Source organism: Methylobacterium sp. FW102-HT35C08, from assembly GCF_058790235.1.
Genome location: NZ_JBYTCL010000002.1, coordinates 3,538,527 through 3,554,345 on the forward strand (window position 1 = coordinate 3,538,527; position 15,819 = coordinate 3,554,345).

19 protein-coding genes are annotated in these 15,819 nt (G+C 62.5%); 11 read left to right on the forward strand and 8 right to left on the reverse strand.

All coding sequences use genetic code 11. The features are described from left to right. Window positions 1-259 precede the first annotated feature (259 nt). On the forward strand, window positions 260-1,339 hold the full coding sequence (locus AC3WSN_RS16845; protein ID WP_492539453.1) for a helix-turn-helix transcriptional regulator: 1,080 nt from the start codon (window positions 260-262) through the stop codon (window positions 1,337-1,339). Between the two features lie 22 nt (window positions 1,340-1,361). Here the strand turns inward: AC3WSN_RS16845 and AC3WSN_RS16850 are convergent, their stop codons facing one another. Next, window positions 1,362-2,297, reverse strand: coding sequence for a ribokinase (locus tag AC3WSN_RS16850; RefSeq protein WP_492539454.1), 936 nt, complete (start codon window positions 2,295-2,297; stop codon window positions 1,362-1,364). A 71-nt stretch (window positions 2,298-2,368) separates the two neighbouring features. Here AC3WSN_RS16850 and AC3WSN_RS16855 point away from each other — a divergent pair, with 71 nt between their 5' ends. After that, entirely contained in the window at window positions 2,369-3,160 is a 792-nt protein-coding gene (locus tag AC3WSN_RS16855) for a GntR family transcriptional regulator (protein WP_492539456.1), read from the forward strand. Between the two features lie 1,189 nt (window positions 3,161-4,349). Here AC3WSN_RS16855 and AC3WSN_RS16860 read toward each other — a convergent pair. The 3 genes from AC3WSN_RS16860 to AC3WSN_RS16870 all read right to left on the reverse strand — a co-directional run bounded on the left by AC3WSN_RS16860 (window position 4,350) and on the right by AC3WSN_RS16870 (window position 6,520). Next, window positions 4,350-5,051 carry a site-specific integrase gene (locus AC3WSN_RS16860; protein WP_492539458.1) on the reverse strand — a complete coding sequence of 234 codons (702 nt, stop codon included), beginning with the start codon at window positions 5,049-5,051 and terminating at the stop codon, window positions 4,350-4,352. Window positions 5,052-5,225: 174 nt separating this feature from the next. After that, a complete protein-coding gene (locus AC3WSN_RS16865) occupies window positions 5,226-5,552 on the reverse strand; it encodes a hypothetical protein (RefSeq protein WP_492539460.1) in 327 nt (108 codons plus the stop codon). A 374-nt stretch (window positions 5,553-5,926) separates the two neighbouring features. After that, window positions 5,927-6,520, reverse strand: a complete 594-nt coding sequence (locus AC3WSN_RS16870; RefSeq protein ID WP_492539462.1) for a hypothetical protein — start codon at window positions 6,518-6,520, stop codon at window positions 5,927-5,929. A gap of 828 nt (window positions 6,521-7,348) precedes the next feature. Here AC3WSN_RS16870 and AC3WSN_RS16875 point away from each other — a divergent pair. Further along, window positions 7,349-7,618, forward strand: a complete 270-nt coding sequence (locus AC3WSN_RS16875; protein WP_492539464.1) for a DUF1488 family protein — start codon at window positions 7,349-7,351, stop codon at window positions 7,616-7,618. Window positions 7,619-8,462: 844 nt separating this feature from the next. Here AC3WSN_RS16875 and AC3WSN_RS16880 read toward each other — a convergent pair. After that, entirely contained in the window at window positions 8,463-8,855 is a 393-nt protein-coding gene (locus tag AC3WSN_RS16880) for a hypothetical protein (RefSeq protein ID WP_492539466.1), read from the reverse strand. A gap of 467 nt (window positions 8,856-9,322) precedes the next feature. On the opposite strand from AC3WSN_RS16880, the gene AC3WSN_RS16885 reads away from it, so the two are divergent. The 3 genes from AC3WSN_RS16885 to AC3WSN_RS16895 all read left to right on the forward strand — a co-directional run bounded on the left by AC3WSN_RS16885 (window position 9,323) and on the right by AC3WSN_RS16895 (window position 10,255). Next, window positions 9,323-9,544, forward strand: a complete 222-nt coding sequence (locus tag AC3WSN_RS16885; RefSeq protein ID WP_492539468.1) for a hypothetical protein — start codon at window positions 9,323-9,325, stop codon at window positions 9,542-9,544. A 120-nt stretch (window positions 9,545-9,664) separates the two neighbouring features. Beyond that, window positions 9,665-9,952: a hypothetical protein gene (locus AC3WSN_RS16890; protein ID WP_492539470.1), complete on the forward strand. Its 288-nt coding sequence runs from the start codon at window positions 9,665-9,667 to the stop codon at window positions 9,950-9,952. Window positions 9,953-10,087: 135 nt separating this feature from the next. Continuing rightward, on the forward strand, window positions 10,088-10,255 hold the full coding sequence (locus tag AC3WSN_RS16895; protein ID WP_492538546.1) for a hypothetical protein: 168 nt from the start codon (window positions 10,088-10,090) through the stop codon (window positions 10,253-10,255). A 5-nt stretch (window positions 10,256-10,260) separates the two neighbouring features. On the opposite strand, the gene AC3WSN_RS16900 is transcribed toward AC3WSN_RS16895, so the two are convergent. Further along, a complete protein-coding gene (locus tag AC3WSN_RS16900) occupies window positions 10,261-10,818 on the reverse strand; it encodes a YqaJ viral recombinase family protein (protein WP_492539472.1) in 558 nt (185 codons plus the stop codon). 375 nt (window positions 10,819-11,193) lie between these two features. Between AC3WSN_RS16900 and AC3WSN_RS16905 the strand changes: the two genes are divergently transcribed. From AC3WSN_RS16905 to AC3WSN_RS16920, 4 genes are all read left to right on the forward strand, one after another. Then, the gene (locus AC3WSN_RS16905) at window positions 11,194-11,532 is read left to right on the forward strand and encodes a hypothetical protein (RefSeq protein ID WP_492539474.1); all 339 of its coding nucleotides are present in this window, start codon (window positions 11,194-11,196) and stop codon (window positions 11,530-11,532) included. A 206-nt stretch (window positions 11,533-11,738) separates the two neighbouring features. Then, a complete protein-coding gene (locus tag AC3WSN_RS16910; protein ID WP_492539476.1) occupies window positions 11,739-11,903 on the forward strand; it encodes a hypothetical protein in 165 nt (54 codons plus the stop codon). Between the two features lie 141 nt (window positions 11,904-12,044). Next, window positions 12,045-12,608, forward strand: a complete 564-nt coding sequence (locus tag AC3WSN_RS16915) for a Ros/MucR family transcriptional regulator (RefSeq protein WP_492539478.1) — start codon at window positions 12,045-12,047, stop codon at window positions 12,606-12,608. A gap of 468 nt (window positions 12,609-13,076) precedes the next feature. Continuing rightward, the gene (locus AC3WSN_RS16920) at window positions 13,077-13,334 is read left to right on the forward strand and encodes a DUF6894 family protein (RefSeq protein ID WP_492539479.1); all 258 of its coding nucleotides are present in this window, start codon (window positions 13,077-13,079) and stop codon (window positions 13,332-13,334) included. 149 nt (window positions 13,335-13,483) lie between these two features. Here the strand turns inward: AC3WSN_RS16920 and AC3WSN_RS16925 are convergent, their stop codons facing one another. Together AC3WSN_RS16925 and AC3WSN_RS16930 are read right to left on the reverse strand one after the other, a co-directional pair. After that, window positions 13,484-13,729, reverse strand: coding sequence for a DUF6894 family protein (locus AC3WSN_RS16925; RefSeq protein ID WP_492539481.1), 246 nt, complete (start codon window positions 13,727-13,729; stop codon window positions 13,484-13,486). A gap of 551 nt (window positions 13,730-14,280) precedes the next feature. Next, window positions 14,281-15,027: a Crp/Fnr family transcriptional regulator gene (locus tag AC3WSN_RS16930; protein WP_492539483.1), complete on the reverse strand. Its 747-nt coding sequence runs from the start codon at window positions 15,025-15,027 to the stop codon at window positions 14,281-14,283. Between the two features lie 346 nt (window positions 15,028-15,373). On the opposite strand from AC3WSN_RS16930, the gene AC3WSN_RS16935 reads away from it, so the two are divergent. Continuing rightward, on the forward strand, window positions 15,374-15,634 hold the full coding sequence (locus tag AC3WSN_RS16935; protein WP_192711646.1) for a DUF6894 family protein: 261 nt from the start codon (window positions 15,374-15,376) through the stop codon (window positions 15,632-15,634). The last annotated feature ends 185 nt before the right edge of the window (window positions 15,635-15,819 follow it).

The window sequence follows — 15,819 nt, forward strand, 5'->3', positions numbered from 1 at the left end:
GTGGCTCCGACTGGTTCAGGGCTTAGATTGACGCGGCGTTAGCGTCACCTGCCCTGTACTCGGCCCCTTTTCTCTCCTCATCACCAGATCCTTTTGCCCTGGCTGATCCTTCGCTTCAGGGCGGTTCGAAGCCGACCGATCGGGTCGGCATGGCTCGCCCGAGGATCCATATCCCTCATTCGGATGATGCCGTTACAAATTTTGGACTGATATTGGTCCTAATCGGGAGAAGCCACCACTTTAAAGACGAGGCAGAACGGTGCTCGAATCGCTCATCGACCGAATCTATGAGGCTGCGGGCTCACCAAGGCTCTGGGTCGATGCCATTCAATGGCTCTGCAATTATGCCGAGTCCGATCGAAGCTCACTGATCGTGCTCCCGCAAGTCGGCACGGCTCGTTGGGTCGCTTCAACGGCCCCAACATGCCATCCCAACTTCGCTCTTGCTTCGCCTGCCCTTCGTAATTCAGGGCGCAATCCGCGCTTGCATATGCTCGCGCATACGAAATTCATACAAGACGTCGATAGCGCGTTCATTTGCTGCGGCAGCGATATGTGCAGCAGCAACGAACACCCGTGGCGGGCCGGCACGGCCATTCAAGTTCCCAATGGCGATCTCGCGATCGTCACCGCGGAACGCCGAGCTGAACGCGGCCCCTACGGAACAGGCCTTCTCTCCCGACTGGACGCCCTAAGGCCGCATCTGGTTCGCGCCTGTCACCTGAGCGCACAATATGGCTACGAGCGCGCGCGGGTCGCCACGACGACGCTGGACCATATCGGACTTCCAGCCGCCATTTTGACGGCATCTGGCCGAATCCTGATCACCAACGAATGCCTGCAGGCGAGCCACGGAAGGATTGCGTCTGGTCAGAACACCGAATCGCTATTCAGGGATTTCTCAAACAGCAAATTGCTGCACGAAGCGATTAGCGGGGTCGCCGATGGCCGCAGCGTCGCATGTACGTTACCGGTGCGCGCGATCTCCGATCATCGCGCCTTCGTCGCCCACGTCCATCGCATCGCCAAGCCGGATGACGACGTCTTTGATGCATCCGCGATGCAGTTGATCTTGAAAAAGATCGGCGCACCGCCGGCGCCGGATAACGATCTGCTGCATGTCCTGTTCGATCTGACCCCCGCTGAAGCGCGGCTGCTCCGAGCACTCGCCGGTGGATTACGGTTGCAGATCTATGCTGAGAATACCGGCGTTCAGGCCAGCACCGTGCGAAGCCAGCTCAGATCGATTTTCGTCAAGACGGGGACCAATCGCCAGTCAGAACTGTTGAGCATCGTTGCATCGATCTCGACGTTCGCTGGCTCTTCGGCGAGCCGTTGACAGACGGCCGAAACATGTCGCGTCATTGCTCAGAGGTATTCTGGTCAATGAATGCTGCGAGCGAGAGCTCTGTCGGGAAACTGTTGAAAGCGCCGAATTGTAGCGTGGTGAGTGCGCCGCACGCTGCAGCGCTGCGTAGCGCCTCGTTGAGCGGCTTGCCTGCGAGCAGTCCTGAGATCAGGCCGGCTGCGAACGCGTCACCTGCTCCGACGGTGTCGACCGCTGCCACTTCGAAGGCCGGTTGATGAAGGGGTGGACCATGCGATCGGAACGCGACCGCACCGCGATGCCCCAGGGTGACGATGAGAAGATCCACGCCGTCAGCGAGGAGCCTGTCGATTGCGGGTGTTAGCTGTAATGCCTCAGCGCTGAGGCCAGGAATGCTGATGCCAAGTGCCGCCGCTTCCACCGCGTTGACGACGAGAATTGATGTATTGGCCAGAATGGATGGCGCGATCGGGCGAAAGGGCGATGGATTAAGCAGTGTTGTTATACCACGCGCTCGGGCGAGCGCGAACGCTTCATCGATGGGCGCGTCGGGCGTTTCGAACGTTGCAGCGACGAGGTTCGATCGAAGCAGGCGCGGAGCGAAGCTGCGGATATCGTCGGCCGTAAGCGCGAGATTGGCTCCGAGGCACACGGCGAGACAATTTTCTCCGGCCGGATCAACGAAGGCGACGCCTGCGCCTGTCGAGCCCTCGCGACACACGAGCATCTCAGATGAAAAACCGAGTTGCGCGAAGGTGGACGATATAACGGATGAAAACATATCTTCTCCCACGGAGAAGATGCCGTCGACTCCGATGCCGAGCCGGCCCACCGCGAGCGCGAGGTTGAACCCCTTGCCGCCGGGCTCCGCCAAGAAGGTTGATCCACTGAGAGACTCACCTGCGAGCGGCAGCCGTGTTACTTTGACGGAGCAGGCGACGACGACGCTACCAACGACGAAGATCTTCATGTCGCGCTCGGATCCAGGTCAGCGTAGGTTATAGTACCGGAGCGCGGCAGGAAGTGCGATTCGGAAATCAGATGACAGATGGCGATGTGAGGCCTCAAGCCGCAATCGGTGATCGCCCCTCGGTGCTGTCCCTCGTGCGACTGCGCGATGACACGGCCATGCCGCTTTATCGGCAGATCGAAGAGCAGCTGCGTGATTTGATCCTGTCGGGCTCGTTGCCGCCCGGCGTCATCTTGCCGGCCGAGCGTCAGTTTGCCGATAGCCTCGGCGTCAGCCGGGTCACGGTTCAGCGCGCCTATGCCGAACTGCGCGACGACGAGCTTCTCGTCCCACGTGGACGCTCGGGCTTTCTCGTCCGGCGTCGGCCGGAGCCCGTCCGTCCCGGGATGGATCGTCTCAAGGGCTTCACAGAGGAAATGCGCGAGCTGGGAAAAATCCCGTCCTCCCGCATCCTTGAGCGAGTGGTCACTGAAGATCGGTCGATCGCTTCGATTTTTGGGCTGCCTTCGACATCGCCGTTTTTGCGACTCATCCGGGTGCGTTCTGGCGACGGAGTACCGATGTCACGCGAGATTGCTTGGTACAACATCAGGGCGGTGCCTGACCTTGAGAGCGGCGACTTGTCCGGTTCAGTGTACGCGTTTCTCGCGCAACATGAGGGGGGCCGCCTCCTGCGCTGCGAGCAGACGGTTGAGGCAACAATGCCGACGGCTGAGGAATGCGAGATTTTTGGCTTCGGCTCGCCGATGCCGTGCTTGTTGATAAAGCGGCACAGCTACAATCAGCATTCGGTGATGATTGAATATGTTGAAGGTCTATTTCGAGGTGATGTCTATCGATATAGACTGAATCTGGCTGTTTAGGTTTTCCTACAGCCTCGTCAACGATCCAGCCTCTTTATATAATAAATAATTATTGAATGTTATTCATTCAAAAACAATAGCATTCATCAAACAATTAAATCATCGGGAGCTAAGGACACAATAAAATCCGGCAGAGCTCTGGTAGTTCGCAGCCTCACGAGAAAGGGTTACAGCCGACGAAGAATGGTAGACGTCGTCTTTGGGAACTTTATCCAGCGGCGTTGAATGACCGAGGAGGACGCAAAGCAAAATGTCGGCTTCCGGCGACTGCTCAATGTAGCTTATTACCCCATCTCATCTTTAACGGCGTGCGATATGTGACCGATTTTGGGAGGCAACGGCGATCTTCGGCATGCCCGACAAGATTCGGAGACAAAACGTCCTGTGTAGATGGCTCCCGCGTTGCAAGGGGAGTTGCGATGGGCGGGCGTTTCGATCGGGCGAAGTCTTGTGTTCGGTCTGAATGCGTGGCCATCGGCCGCTGGCCCTTATGGTTTCCGCAGATGAGGACACATTCTGATCCGCGGCTTTCTCGCCTGCGGCATCGGCAGCATCCATGTCGCCTTCGACGCCCCAAAAACCTCAGCGCGCAGGTCATAGCGCGCCTGCACGCGAACCCATCGAGAACGAGGATCTGATCACCCGAGCCGACGAGCGCCTCGGCGCCGCAGCAGCGACCCCTGGTGAGATGAAGGATTACCTGGAGGTGTAATATCGGCGCATCAGTTCGACAAAGCCGCGCCGGTCCGGCCCGAACTGCGCCCGAAGTTTATCCGCAGTTTTTGGGGCGCGGCGTCTCACTCCGCCTTCGTCTCCCATCACCTACGGATATGGCTTGGCAGTTCGGACCTAAGCGCTCTCGTCAATCAGCGGTCGGGAACGGAGATAATTTGCTTCGAGGGTCGACGGTGGCAACAGGAGCGCACCATCACAGCAGCTGTCTTCTGGGTCGGAGGCGAAGCTATTGTTACCCTGAGCGGCCACGCTCGCCGCGGCCGCGCCGGATAAGTACCTGTAGGTTATGGTGAGCGCGCTGGGACTCGAACCCAGGACCTACAGATTAAAAGTTATTTGTTCGGCTCGAAAAACCCAGTTATGTCAGCGAGTGCTGTGTCCAAGCCTCAAGGTCACAATGAGCGAAATCGCGGACTGACTCGGATAAGTTTGGACACACCTCAGCGGCCGCTTATCAGTGCGCACCCCCACCTCCAAACAAGTTGGCCCGCGTCTCCTTCCAGCATTCCTCGAGCTTGCGCATTCCGTTGATCGCGAGCCGGCGCTTGTTCACGTCACGGCTGTAGTGGCGCACCATCTGCTCCGACATCTCGACGATGGCCGACACCTCGGCCTCCGTGTTTCCGGCCTCCAGAAGCATGTTCACGGCGTTCTCGCGCGGGCCGTGGAACACGAAGGCGCCGTCGCGCAGCGTCTTCATCGCCGCGGCCTTCGCCGCCGTCACGGGCGCCGCCGTGCCCTTGCTGGTCTTCGACGTGACCTCGCGCTGCCACGCGGTCCGGTAGGCGGCGAGCGTCCAGGGCTGGCCATCTTCCCGCAAATGCAGCGCGGGATGGTCGATGTGCGTGCGGGTGAGGATCTCGCGGTACTCCGAGTGGATCGGCACAAAGACCTGAGCGCCGGTCTTCCTCGCGATCAGCTCGATGGCATTGGCGCCAGGTGCCGGCCGCAGCATCGGCACCACGTCGACCGAGCGCTGGCCGGTGTAGAGGGTGGAGTAGACGGGCAAATGCAGCCCAGGCCGCGCGTGCTCGAAGAACGCCTTAAAGGCCCGGTCTGACCACGGCTTATGTGGCTCGACCTCGTGCTCGACCTTCTCGGTTATGCGCGCGACGTTAGCTGTGCAGGAGCCACGCGCCCCGCCGACCGAGAGCAATTTGGATAGGACGGCCCGGAAGTAGCGGGCGCCCGACGGCGTACCGGACCGGAGGTCGATCGCCGCTTGGGCAGCCGGCGATGTGAGCGCGGCCACAGGCTCGCTGTCCCAGGCCTCGCTGATGGCCTTCAGGTGCCGGTCGTAGTCGCGCTTGGTGAGCGCGGCGTGCTTCTTCTAGGCGGGATGCGACTTGTAGGCGTTGATCAGTGCGTCGAACGTCTTCCGGGTCTGGCCGTCATCGGTTCGGTCGCGGATCTCGGCGGCGTCCACGGCCGCCCAGAAGGCCACCGGACCACCCTCCCCTCGCGGCTGCGGCAGCGGATATGCCCGCTCCGAAGAGCCCGTCCAAGCCCAGGCCCAGTCTGCGCCGGTCGGCTCGGCGATCAAGGCTTCGCACTGCCGGCAACGGCGCCAGAAAGCATCGTCCTGCGGCGCGTCGAGAAGCGGCACGACCGGCCATGCGCGCGGCGTGCCGCGATAACGCTCGAAGCTGAAGTACATCCGGCCCGACGGGTTCGGCCGGCCGCGCACGTGGCGCGGTAGATCGACCATTCCGGCGCCACTCCGGGGCCTGCCGCCTGTAGGCTTCACGGGCCATCGCTCCGAGATCCTTCTCCGGAGCCGGAGATGACACCGCCGAATCGGCGCCCGCCAATTCTGGAAACTGGCTTGGATGCCGGTGCAGGCGCCAGCGGTCGATCGCCTCCAGGCAGTACATGCCGGTGTCGGGATCCGGCCGCGGAAAGCCGCGCATGAAAAGGCGCGTCTTGCAGGCCTCGAATTGTGAGAGCGTGAGATGCAGACGGCGGCCCACCTTCTCTGCCGGGATGTCGGCAGGGTCGATTGAGAACCGCACGGTGGGCGCGCGAGGTACACTACGCGGCACTGCCCCCTCCCTGCTCCTTCAGCCCGGCGTCGCGGGCACTCCCGGGTGATCGGTCAAGCAGCCGCTGAAGCCCAGCATCCTTCAGCGCCGTCCGGGCGGCTGTGATGGCCGGGTGCCATCCGCTCAGCCGCACGCCTTCCGGCGGAGCCATCGCGTGCATGCGGGCGAAGGCGGCCAGGGCTGAGCCGATGCGCTCCATGGTGATCGCGTCGGCCATGCGCGCGTCCATGGCATCGGCGTATTCGCTGCTGTCCCTTTCGGCCGTGGCCAGCGCGACCGCGGCGTTCCGGTAGAGGGCAATGAGCAGATCCGCGCTCTCGACCCAGACGGCGCCCTTCGGCCCGAGCGTCTTGGCGTGGGCCGCCATGCGGGCGAACTCGTCGGCGACCATCAGCAGGTCGGCGTGCAACTGCCGGGTGTCGCCAGTGTAGACCGCGCCGCCGACGCGGCTCGCCGCTTCCACCCGCGCCCAGATCGCCTTCACCACCGGCGTCAGGCTGTTCCACGGGTCGAACTCGCGCGGGCCATGGTCGGCGAAGCGGGCTTCGTAGGCCGTGCGGCCGGGATCGGGGCCTTCGGCCATGCGCAGCCTCCTCATGCTCCCGGTTCCACTCCGCAGCCATGCGGTCCCAGACGGCGCCGTCCTCGCCTATCTGCCGGGCAAGATCCGCCATTCGCTCGACGTGCGCCTCCGGCGTCATGCCGACGACGGCCAGCGCTTCGACCCACTCAGAGTCGCTGATTCCGACCGGCCTCTCGCTCCACCACACGACGTCCTGAAGGATGCCGGCGGTGGTCCGCTCGTCCCACTCGGGCTCGTAATAGCCAGACATGGCGCCGATCATCGGTGTGCCGGGCAGAACGCTTGAGCAGCGCAAGCACCACTCCTCTGACCGACCCGGGCAGTCGCACCAAATCCGCAGGCCATGTGGGCTGTCGCCCTCGGACAGGAACACCTCACCGTAGATGTTCTCGGGCCAGTGCTTCTGCAGGACGGCCAACGCACGCTCCGACCAGGCCTTCAGATCAGCCAGCGTCGGCAACCGACGCGGGATTGCCGGCACGGGCGCGGCGGGAGCGCTTGCTCCCGCCGGCAGCCCAGCAACGACAGCGACTGCACTGGCAGCCGAGAGAAAGGCCCTGCGGCTGACCGCGCTCATGCCGCCCCCGCGATGTCGAGCGCGTCGGCCGGGGCGAGCGGTTGCCAACGAATGAGGTTGCAGAATTCGCGGATTGAGGCGTCGGCCGCTCGCATAGGTTCGATATGGCGCGCAGAGGTCCATATTTTTCTTTGGCGAATATCGGTGCCAGCAAAATAAATTTTACAATTTGGGGTTCGTTCTGCCTCGCACACTCGTTGTCTAGGAAACGGATTGTTTTGGGATGGGGCTAGAACTCGCTGAGGATTGCCATGTCGATCGTCGGTTACCCAGGCTGGCCGCCAGTCATCGATGCGAACACGCGAGAGCATGTTCGTTTTGCGATGTCGGACGGTCGTCGGCTTCTCCCGTGTCGAATTCCGATTAATACCCTGCGGGACTGGTTTGGAGAAGAAGACTCCGATCCGATCGATCTCTTTGAAGATTACCAGGGTGAAATCGAGGATGCGGCCGGTCGAAGGTATGCCCGAGATGGCATCGCTAACGGAGTTATAAATCTTGGTGATCAGGACTTTGCCTGATCGATGAGATCGTCGTCGCCCCCCCCTCGCGGAGGAACTCCAAATGTACTCTCTTTATAGATTCACAACTTTGGCTGCCCTGGCCATAAGCATGCCTGCAGCCGCCCAAACTGTAGCTGATCCGCCGATCGGCTCGCAGGATGGTACGTCGAATATGCCGAAAGCGACTGCTACGATCCCTGACCGCGTTAGAACGCCGGATGCCAAATCTTGGGATGGCGTTCGCGTGCGCAGCGACCTCGCAGACAAGCCGGGGACGCCGCCCGCAGCCGTAGCACCGAAGGAGCCTTTCTGAGACGTACAGGAAGCTCCGTCGCGCTCGGATCATTCCGCCGCCATCAATGACACGCTGAAACAAACGGAGACAGGAGCGGGTGTTTACCCGACGGTTTACCAACCTATGCAGATCTTCGCCTCGCCTGCTGCTCTGACAATTTTGTTTCTTGCGGGTTGTTATGTGCTGTTCGCAACGCGCAAGCATCAAAATACCGTCACAGTAGCCCTGGTCATCACTGCTGTAACGCTGTGTATCACAGTCATAGGCTCCATGATGACGTGGCCGGATGGCCCGTGAGCGATTGCGGGCCGAGCGAGGCTCGACGGCGGTTGTGTCAGCTTGGATGTACTCACCCATGGCGCACCTCCGGCAGCTTGCGCCGTTCGCGGAACGGCCGGACGACCCGGCTCCCGTTCTCGCGCTCGATCAGGACGTTATGCGGCGCGTGGCGACGGCCTCAGTAAAAGCCGGCTAGCTTGCCGATCGGCGCGTTGGGTGCGGCGCCGGTCCGGCCTCAGCGGATCAGGATGCGGACAGGCGAGCCTGTTTCGAGGTAGGTGCGGCCGATCATCGGCGCACCTCATCAGATCCCGGCTCCCGCAGCACGGTGGCTTCCTTCGGATCGCCGCAGAGGCGCAGCGCCCGAGCAGCGTCGCGTCGCCGGGATTTCTTCAGCTCGCGCAGCCACTCGCGGTGTGTCTCGTCCCTTGCCGCTGCCACCAACTCGCAGTCGGCGATGAGGGCTTGCCCGACCGGCGGCCAGCCGAGCCAGGACAGGTAGCCGGTCTCCGGGGCGGTCAAGGCGCAGGCCCAGGTCTCGCCGGACGGCCTGTGCAAGATACCGTCGCCGGTGCGGAACGGTGCCGTTCTGCCTCCGTTCGGCGCATCCGGAGCGGAGGTAACCTGTATTGGACACCCTTCGCGGTTTGTGCGCGCGGTGTTCTGGTTGACGGGGCTCATGACCGCACCTCCGTCATGCCGCTTTCGAGGTCAGCTCGCCACCTCAAGAGCGCATGATCATCGATCTGACAAAGATCAAAACTGAAGGCTCGACACGCCGTATTCTTTCCGCAGGTCAGCAGAACATCCTGCGACCTATCGGGAGCCAGTACTTGGTACCTAAGAGGGAGACGAGCGGTAATGAGCGGCAGCGTCAATGGGCTTCCATTTGCCGTGGCGGTCCGCGTGAAGCGGCAGAATGGAGTGAGTCCGGCGACTTTTGCCGAGCCTGCGCTTCGGCTCCCTAGGCTTCCGCCTAGCGAGATTGCAGCGGCTGTCGGGCTCGCTGCGGTTCGTCGTGCGCTCGAACAGATGCTGGCCGAGGAAGGTCTGACCGCCTGATCCACGGCGGGCTGCTCCTGCTTGCTGCGGGCCTCCGCGGCAACTTGTGGTGGATGTGGGCGTTGTGTGCTCGCCAGGAGCGCCCGATGCCCGTCATTCTCGTCGTCCCGGTCGCGCTGCTCGCGGTGCTCGCGTTGGGGGCATTCACACTCCGTCATACTGAGGGGCACGCTGCGGAACTGCGCGAAGCCTTGCTCCTGCTGCTGATACTCGCCGTCGTGTCGGCTGGCGTCGGGTTGGTGACGCTCTGCCCCAGCAGCGCCGCGAGCGAGATCATCCAGTTGACGGCGGGCAGCGTCTCGGCCTGAAATCGTGCGCGGTGAGCGAGCGCTGGCGCATCGAGGCATGATCGACGCCCGCAGACCGCTGAAAGGCGTTCCGTCGACCTCATCGGCGCGGAGATTCGTCGTCCGTGTCGAGTGCAGCCGATGATGGTGATGTCGGACCCGACGCTGCCGCTGATCTCGGCCGCCACGTTCGTCGGCGTCGGTTGGCTGATTTTCCATGCCGGACGGCAGTATGACGACGCGATCCGGCACACGCTGACCGTCTTCGCTCTGGTGATCGGGCTGCTGGTGCTGATCGGCGTGACCGCGAAGCTGCGATCCATGATGGGCGTCAGCAGGATGCCCCACCGGATCGAGGCACGTTCGCTTGTGGAGCGTGCTGATCCTGCGCGGCCCGTGCGAAAGACGGGTGGCGGCACAGCTCAGTGAAGTGTTCAGGGAACGAGCAGCACTATCAATCGCTTGATTCTCAATGGATCGGGCGGCGCTGCAGCCGTCCGCTGACGGCCGGTCGCCACGACAAGGTTTCGATCGTCCGCCCCCAGGAGAAAATGGGAGAGCGCGATGACTGACGGCGAAAAGAACGGCGTTGCTCCGTCCCTCGAAGACGTTACGGCAGCTGAAAAAGCCAGCAGGGAGAAGTTCATCGAGGATGGTGGCCCTCAGCAGCAGCTTCCGGATGGGAAGACGTCCGGCGAGGATCTGCCAATCGGCGTTATCGATAGGGGCTGAGGCGTTCATGCCGCCTCTGCCGTGCCGACCGTCAGAAGGCGCGACACGCGCGCCTCGATCTCGTCGAGGAAGGCGCTTACCGCGGCCTCGTCCCGCGCGATCTGCGCGTCATCCCGGTGCAGGCGCTTCACCCACAAGCGGAGGTGGGCCGGGACGCCCGGGTGCCAGGTGGCGAAGTCGCACCACGCCCGGCCGGTGCAGGCGAGCTGCCATCGCATCTGCGGCCGGTGATCCTCCGGGATCTCGCCCGAGAGCAGCGTGTCGAGGTGCGTGCGCAACGTCGGGCACTTGATCTCGACCATGCCATCCGCGCCGACGAGTCGGTCCGGACTGGCCCCGGCCATGGCGATGCTCGGGTGCTCGACGAACCCGACCTTCACGGTGTCGAGGCCGTACAGGAACTCGTAGGCGTCGCAGGCCTGCGGCTCCCGTTCCGAACCCTCCAGCATCGTGGCGGTGAGGTAGTGCTGCGTCGTGCGGCCTGTCAGGCGCTCGCCCACGAGCTCCATCAGGTATCGCTCGCGCTCCGCGGTCGGCTTGCCGTCGCGCTTCACCGCCAGCACGTCGGCGATGCGCGAGGCCGTGGCCTTGCCGCAGCGCGCGTCCAGCCATTCGGGGTGCCCTGGACCATATCGGCCATGTCAGCGGCCCTCCTGCTGGCGAGCGCGGTTGGCCACTGTGGTCTTTATCGAGGCGAGCACCTCGTTGAATCGGGCCGCCGGTAGATCCGGCACGCTCTCGACACCGAAGAACCGCAGCAGGCCTGTTCGCCTCGCGCCTGCGCGGGCAGGTGGACGAGGCGAACCGGGTCACCGAGGCGCTGGAGAAGCAGCTGGAGGTCATCGAGCGCCGAAACGCCACCCTGGCGCGGACGCCGCTCGACACCGTCGCGGGCCCCAACAGCGCGTCCGGGCCACGGCGAGCGAAAGACCGGAGCCATGGCGAACCATCTGCCCGAATGGATCGGGCGCCTGATCGAGCGGGTCGAGGCGACCGGCCGTCAGATGGATGCGCTGAGCGGCAAGCTCGACCGGATGGACGAGAAGCTCGAGGGCGTGGCCTACCGGCGCGACATCGAGCTGTTCGTGGCCCGCAACGAGATCGAGCGCCGGATCGACAAGGCGGTGGACGGCGCGAAGGCGGAAGCCGCGAAGGGGCTCGCCGAAGTGGCCGGACAGGTGCTGGACCTACGCAAGATCGGCTGGGGACTGGCCTCGGCGGCGCTGCTGGCCTTCGGAGCGATCGTGCTGGCGAAGGTCGGGCTGGCGGGACGGTGAGCGGGTGTTCGAAGCCGAGATAAGTCAGAGGGTACCCTGCAACCGGCTCGGCCGCGCCCCGTTGCATTGTTTGGCTGAACGGAATCGCGGAGCCGTCTGCGGCAAAATTCGGATCTCGATATTCCCAAAGTCGAATCAGCTCGGATAGTCCGGCGCAGATCGGGGCGGGACCGAGCGGCCAGCACGCCGAGGAGTTCGATCTCGACGTGGGCCGGCTCGCCGACATGGGCTTGTACGGACAGATCGAGGTGATGGGGCTCCGCAGGGCTGGACTACGGGCCACGTCGCTGAAGATCCGCGGCCACGGCGGGATCGCCGAACAGGGCGTGACTGAGCCCGGAGTGGAGGAGGATCTTTCCGACTGGAGTTGAAGGGCCATTGCGGGTTTTGAAAACCAGAAGTTAGCCTAGTAAAGATCGATATCTGGCGCGTTCGGCCGAAAATTCGCAGACATCACTTGACTAACGCTCGAATCGGCTTCGTTCGTTTTGCGCGCACCCAAGGAGATGCAAATGGACGAGAACACGCAAGTTTCAGGACCGGATCAGCTCGATTTCGTCCAACTCACCGCCGACATCGCCGCCGCCTATGTCTCGAACAACTCGGTGCGGCCTGCCGACCTCCCGGCTCTTCTGACCGAAGTTCACGCTGCGGTCGCTGGGCTCAATAGCGCCCCTGCTTCCGCCGAGCCGAAAGCGGAGAAGCTGACGGCTGCGCAGATCCGGAAGTCGATCACGCCGGACGCGCTGATCAGCTTCATCGACGGCAAGCCGTACAAGACGCTGAAGCGGCACCTCAGCGGCAACGGGCTGACAATCGAGGAGTACCGCCAGCGCTACGGCCTGCCGCGCGACTACCCGACTGTAGCGGCTAGCTACTCCGAGCAGCGCTCCAAGCTTGCGCTGGCGCTCGGCCTCGGTAACCAGAATAGAAAAGCTTCGGCGAAAGCTACAGCTGCCGACGAGACTATCGCTGAGGCTCCGAAGGCCCGCGGCCGGAAGAAGGCTGCTGAACCCGCAGCTGCGCCGGCTGAGAAGCCCGCTAGGGCTCGTAAGTCGAAGAAGGCCGCGGCTTAGTAAGCTGCTGAAACCCACCAGCCCCACCAGCCCCGCCGGCACCGCCGCGCGGGGCTTTTCCGTTCTGGTGTCGTGCAGTACGAGCTATTCGGATCCAGCCTCTATACCCCCCTCGGGGCTGGATCTGCGGGAGCCCGCTCGGCATAGCGCCGCGGCGGGCTTCTTTTTGTCGGACGTTCTGCTAGGACCTTCTCCGGGTTGCTCGTGCTTTGGCGAGGCGGGCTATCTCACAACCTCAGCCCGCCCGGTCCGCCAGGCGGCCTTTTTCGTGCGCCCGCCTCGCGGTCAGTTCAGTGCTTACGGTCGCCGACCTACGAAGGGCGCCAAGCCCGAGGTTTCGACCCTTTCTAACATTGTTAGTATCGCGTCCTGCCTTGCCATGCCAACCTGCTGGCAATCGCGCACCCTAACCTAGGCATGTGCACGAGTGAGGGCGCCGCCCCCGCCTTTCAACGGCGGGAGAACCACGTGCCGCGCTACCACTTCAATGTCTATGACGGCGTCGTCCTTCTGGACAAAAAGGGCGTCGAGTTGCCGGACACCATATTCGCGCGACGAGAAGCTATCCGGTATGCGGGCGTGCTTCTTGAAGAAGGTGCGAGACTGGAGAGCCTTGGCCAGGAATGGCGAATGGAAGTCACAGATGGGACAGAACTGATACTGTTCAGGCTCGATTTCTTCGTGACGCTCTCTCCAGCTGTTAGCTCGCTGGACAGGCCGACGTAGCCAAATTCAACCGTTCGCTGCACCGCATGATCCGTAGGGATCCCACCTCTGCGATAGTCGATGCCTGGATCTAGAAAGCCCAACCGGTTTGCCGGCCCGGGCATTTCTTTGCGGCGGTCTGAATTAATGCAAACAGCTGCTCAGCCTCGCTAGGGCATCCGGTGCGAGATGGAGAACAGTCCGATTGGCACGTGCGCGACCGTCAATCCCGTCTCATCCCGCACGATCGGCGTCCACGAGTTATTGAGATCGGCGGCGCCCAGATCGTCCGCCATCTCGCTGATGACGTCATATGCGTCGGCCAGCGCTTGCTTCAGGTCCTCGGCCTGGACGCCTTCCTCGTCGCGGATTGCCTCCTGGCCGTTGCCAACGTCGAAATAGAACCGTCTGAGCATTTCTGCCCCCGACTAGCGCTCTCCCCTCTGGCAAACATAGATCAATCGTGGGAAGCCGCATAGGGATGGGGATGGAAATAGAGCTACGAACGTCCATAGATTGCGATCATAAGTATTGCAGATCATCCCTAGTTTCCGAAGGATTCCGTAATGACGGTCGTCGCTGAAGATGAAGGAAAAGTTAATTACGAACTTTCGAATAGGCTCAAGATACGAGCGCATATCCGCGTCATGCTATTGCGAGCACAAAATGAGTTTTTGAAGACTAAGGACGAACGAGTGAGCGCTCGAGCTTCTTCCGATTAGCCGCCTGACTGGGCGCTTCGGAGATCCTTCTGGCGCATCGATGAAATGTCCGGAGAAGGTCGCACGCATCGCTCGCGTGGCCTCAGATAGCCGTCGCCGACTATCCTGCTCCCGAGCCGCATTGCGTCTCGGGTCGGTTCATGTCGGCCCATCAGATCTGTCGCTTGGTACTTTCGCGCTCGGCCTGGAAAAATGGGCGAACAGGCCGTGGCATTCTCAACGCGGACGTTCCCGCAGAAGCCGGTCTACGACGTGCCCGAGAGCGAATGTTCGTCAGTCTTGCGTCGCTTGAGGTGGAGGTACTTCGGATTGAACTCCGCAAAGGCCATCAGCCGCTCTACGTTCGGGATGTAAAGGCGCCTGCTCTTCCATTCCAACAGTCCCTGGGAACGCAGGTCTTGGAGAACCCGGTTCACGTGCACGCCGCTTATACCCAGTGTGTCTGCGAGATCATCCTGGGTGATCGGGAATGCGAAGCGACCGTCGCTTACGAGGCCAACCATTCGCAGGCGCACGAGCAACTCGCAGACGAGATGCGCCATCTGCCGGTCGGCATCGCGTTGCCCCATGTTGACGAGCCACGCACGCAACGTGCCCTCGTCGACCAGGGTGGCCCACCACAGCGCGCGCGTGATTCGGGGATGGTGGGCTGTGAGATCCTCGATCGCGGAGCGCGGGAGGTCCACGATGGTGCAGCCCCAACCGGTGCCGATGCTGTGGTCCATCTCGCCGAGGATGGCGACGTGCAGGTCGCAGAAATCGCCCGGCACCAGGAAAGCCATGATCTGGCGCCGTCCATCGGCAAGGGTCTTGTAGCGGCAGGCGAAGCCTTCCATGACGAGGTGCACGTTCTCGGGCCGCTCGCCTTCGGTGCTGATGTCCGAACGCCGTGGGACACGGCGGGTCTTTCTGGTGAGGTCCTGGAGGACGGCACGGTCGTTGTCTGTCAGACGCGCCCCGTATTCCAGCTTCATGATCAGCGGATTGGACATTCGCTCCCCTCGCGGCTCGGCCATGCTGAAACCGAGGAACCGTGAGGCTTCCTCCCGCCATCAGCCGATCGTCGCTCCGATACCGCTCTTCTGTGCGCGCGGGGCAAAACCCCAATCCAAAACAAGTTCCGCTTTGTTACATATGTGAGGCGTTTAAGCTTCTATCAGCAGTTGTGGCGCGCGGCTTCAATTACTTCAGCTCTCGCAGCCACGTAACGTGCAATTTAAACGTGCGTTATAGCGCTCTTCGGTTGCATGTGGCACAGGAAGGAACTGTCGGCCGATTGATCGTAGGCGCTGGCGGCTGGGAGAGGCGCGTGCTCCCGCCTGCGGCGCGGAGGGCCTAATGCCTCGCTTTTTCATCGACACGTTCGACAGCATCGTCGCCATAGATGACGTCGGCCACGAATTGCCGGACGAGGCTGCCGTGTGGGCGGTTGTCCGCAAGACTTTGGCCGACATGCTCAGGTTCGAGCACAAGGGGCGGCCCGCTGCCCAGTACCGGGCTGAAGTTCGCGACGCAGCCGGTAAGAGCATCCTGAGCGGCTCTGTGCTCATCGTCATTGAGAAGGCGCCGGAGAGGAAAGCCAACGAGGCGATCGAGTAGCACCGTTTCTCAGCGAAGGTTTCCGACCTCCGCAATGGGTCGCAAGCAGCCGCCGAGCCGAGTTGCGTATCGGCTCGGCTCACTCGCTGGTGAGATCGGACGCTCCCCCGCCTGACCTAACCACGGTGGGCTTCCTTGTGCGGCTTACCAGATCCAGATGACGCGACCGGACACCGCGTAGATGA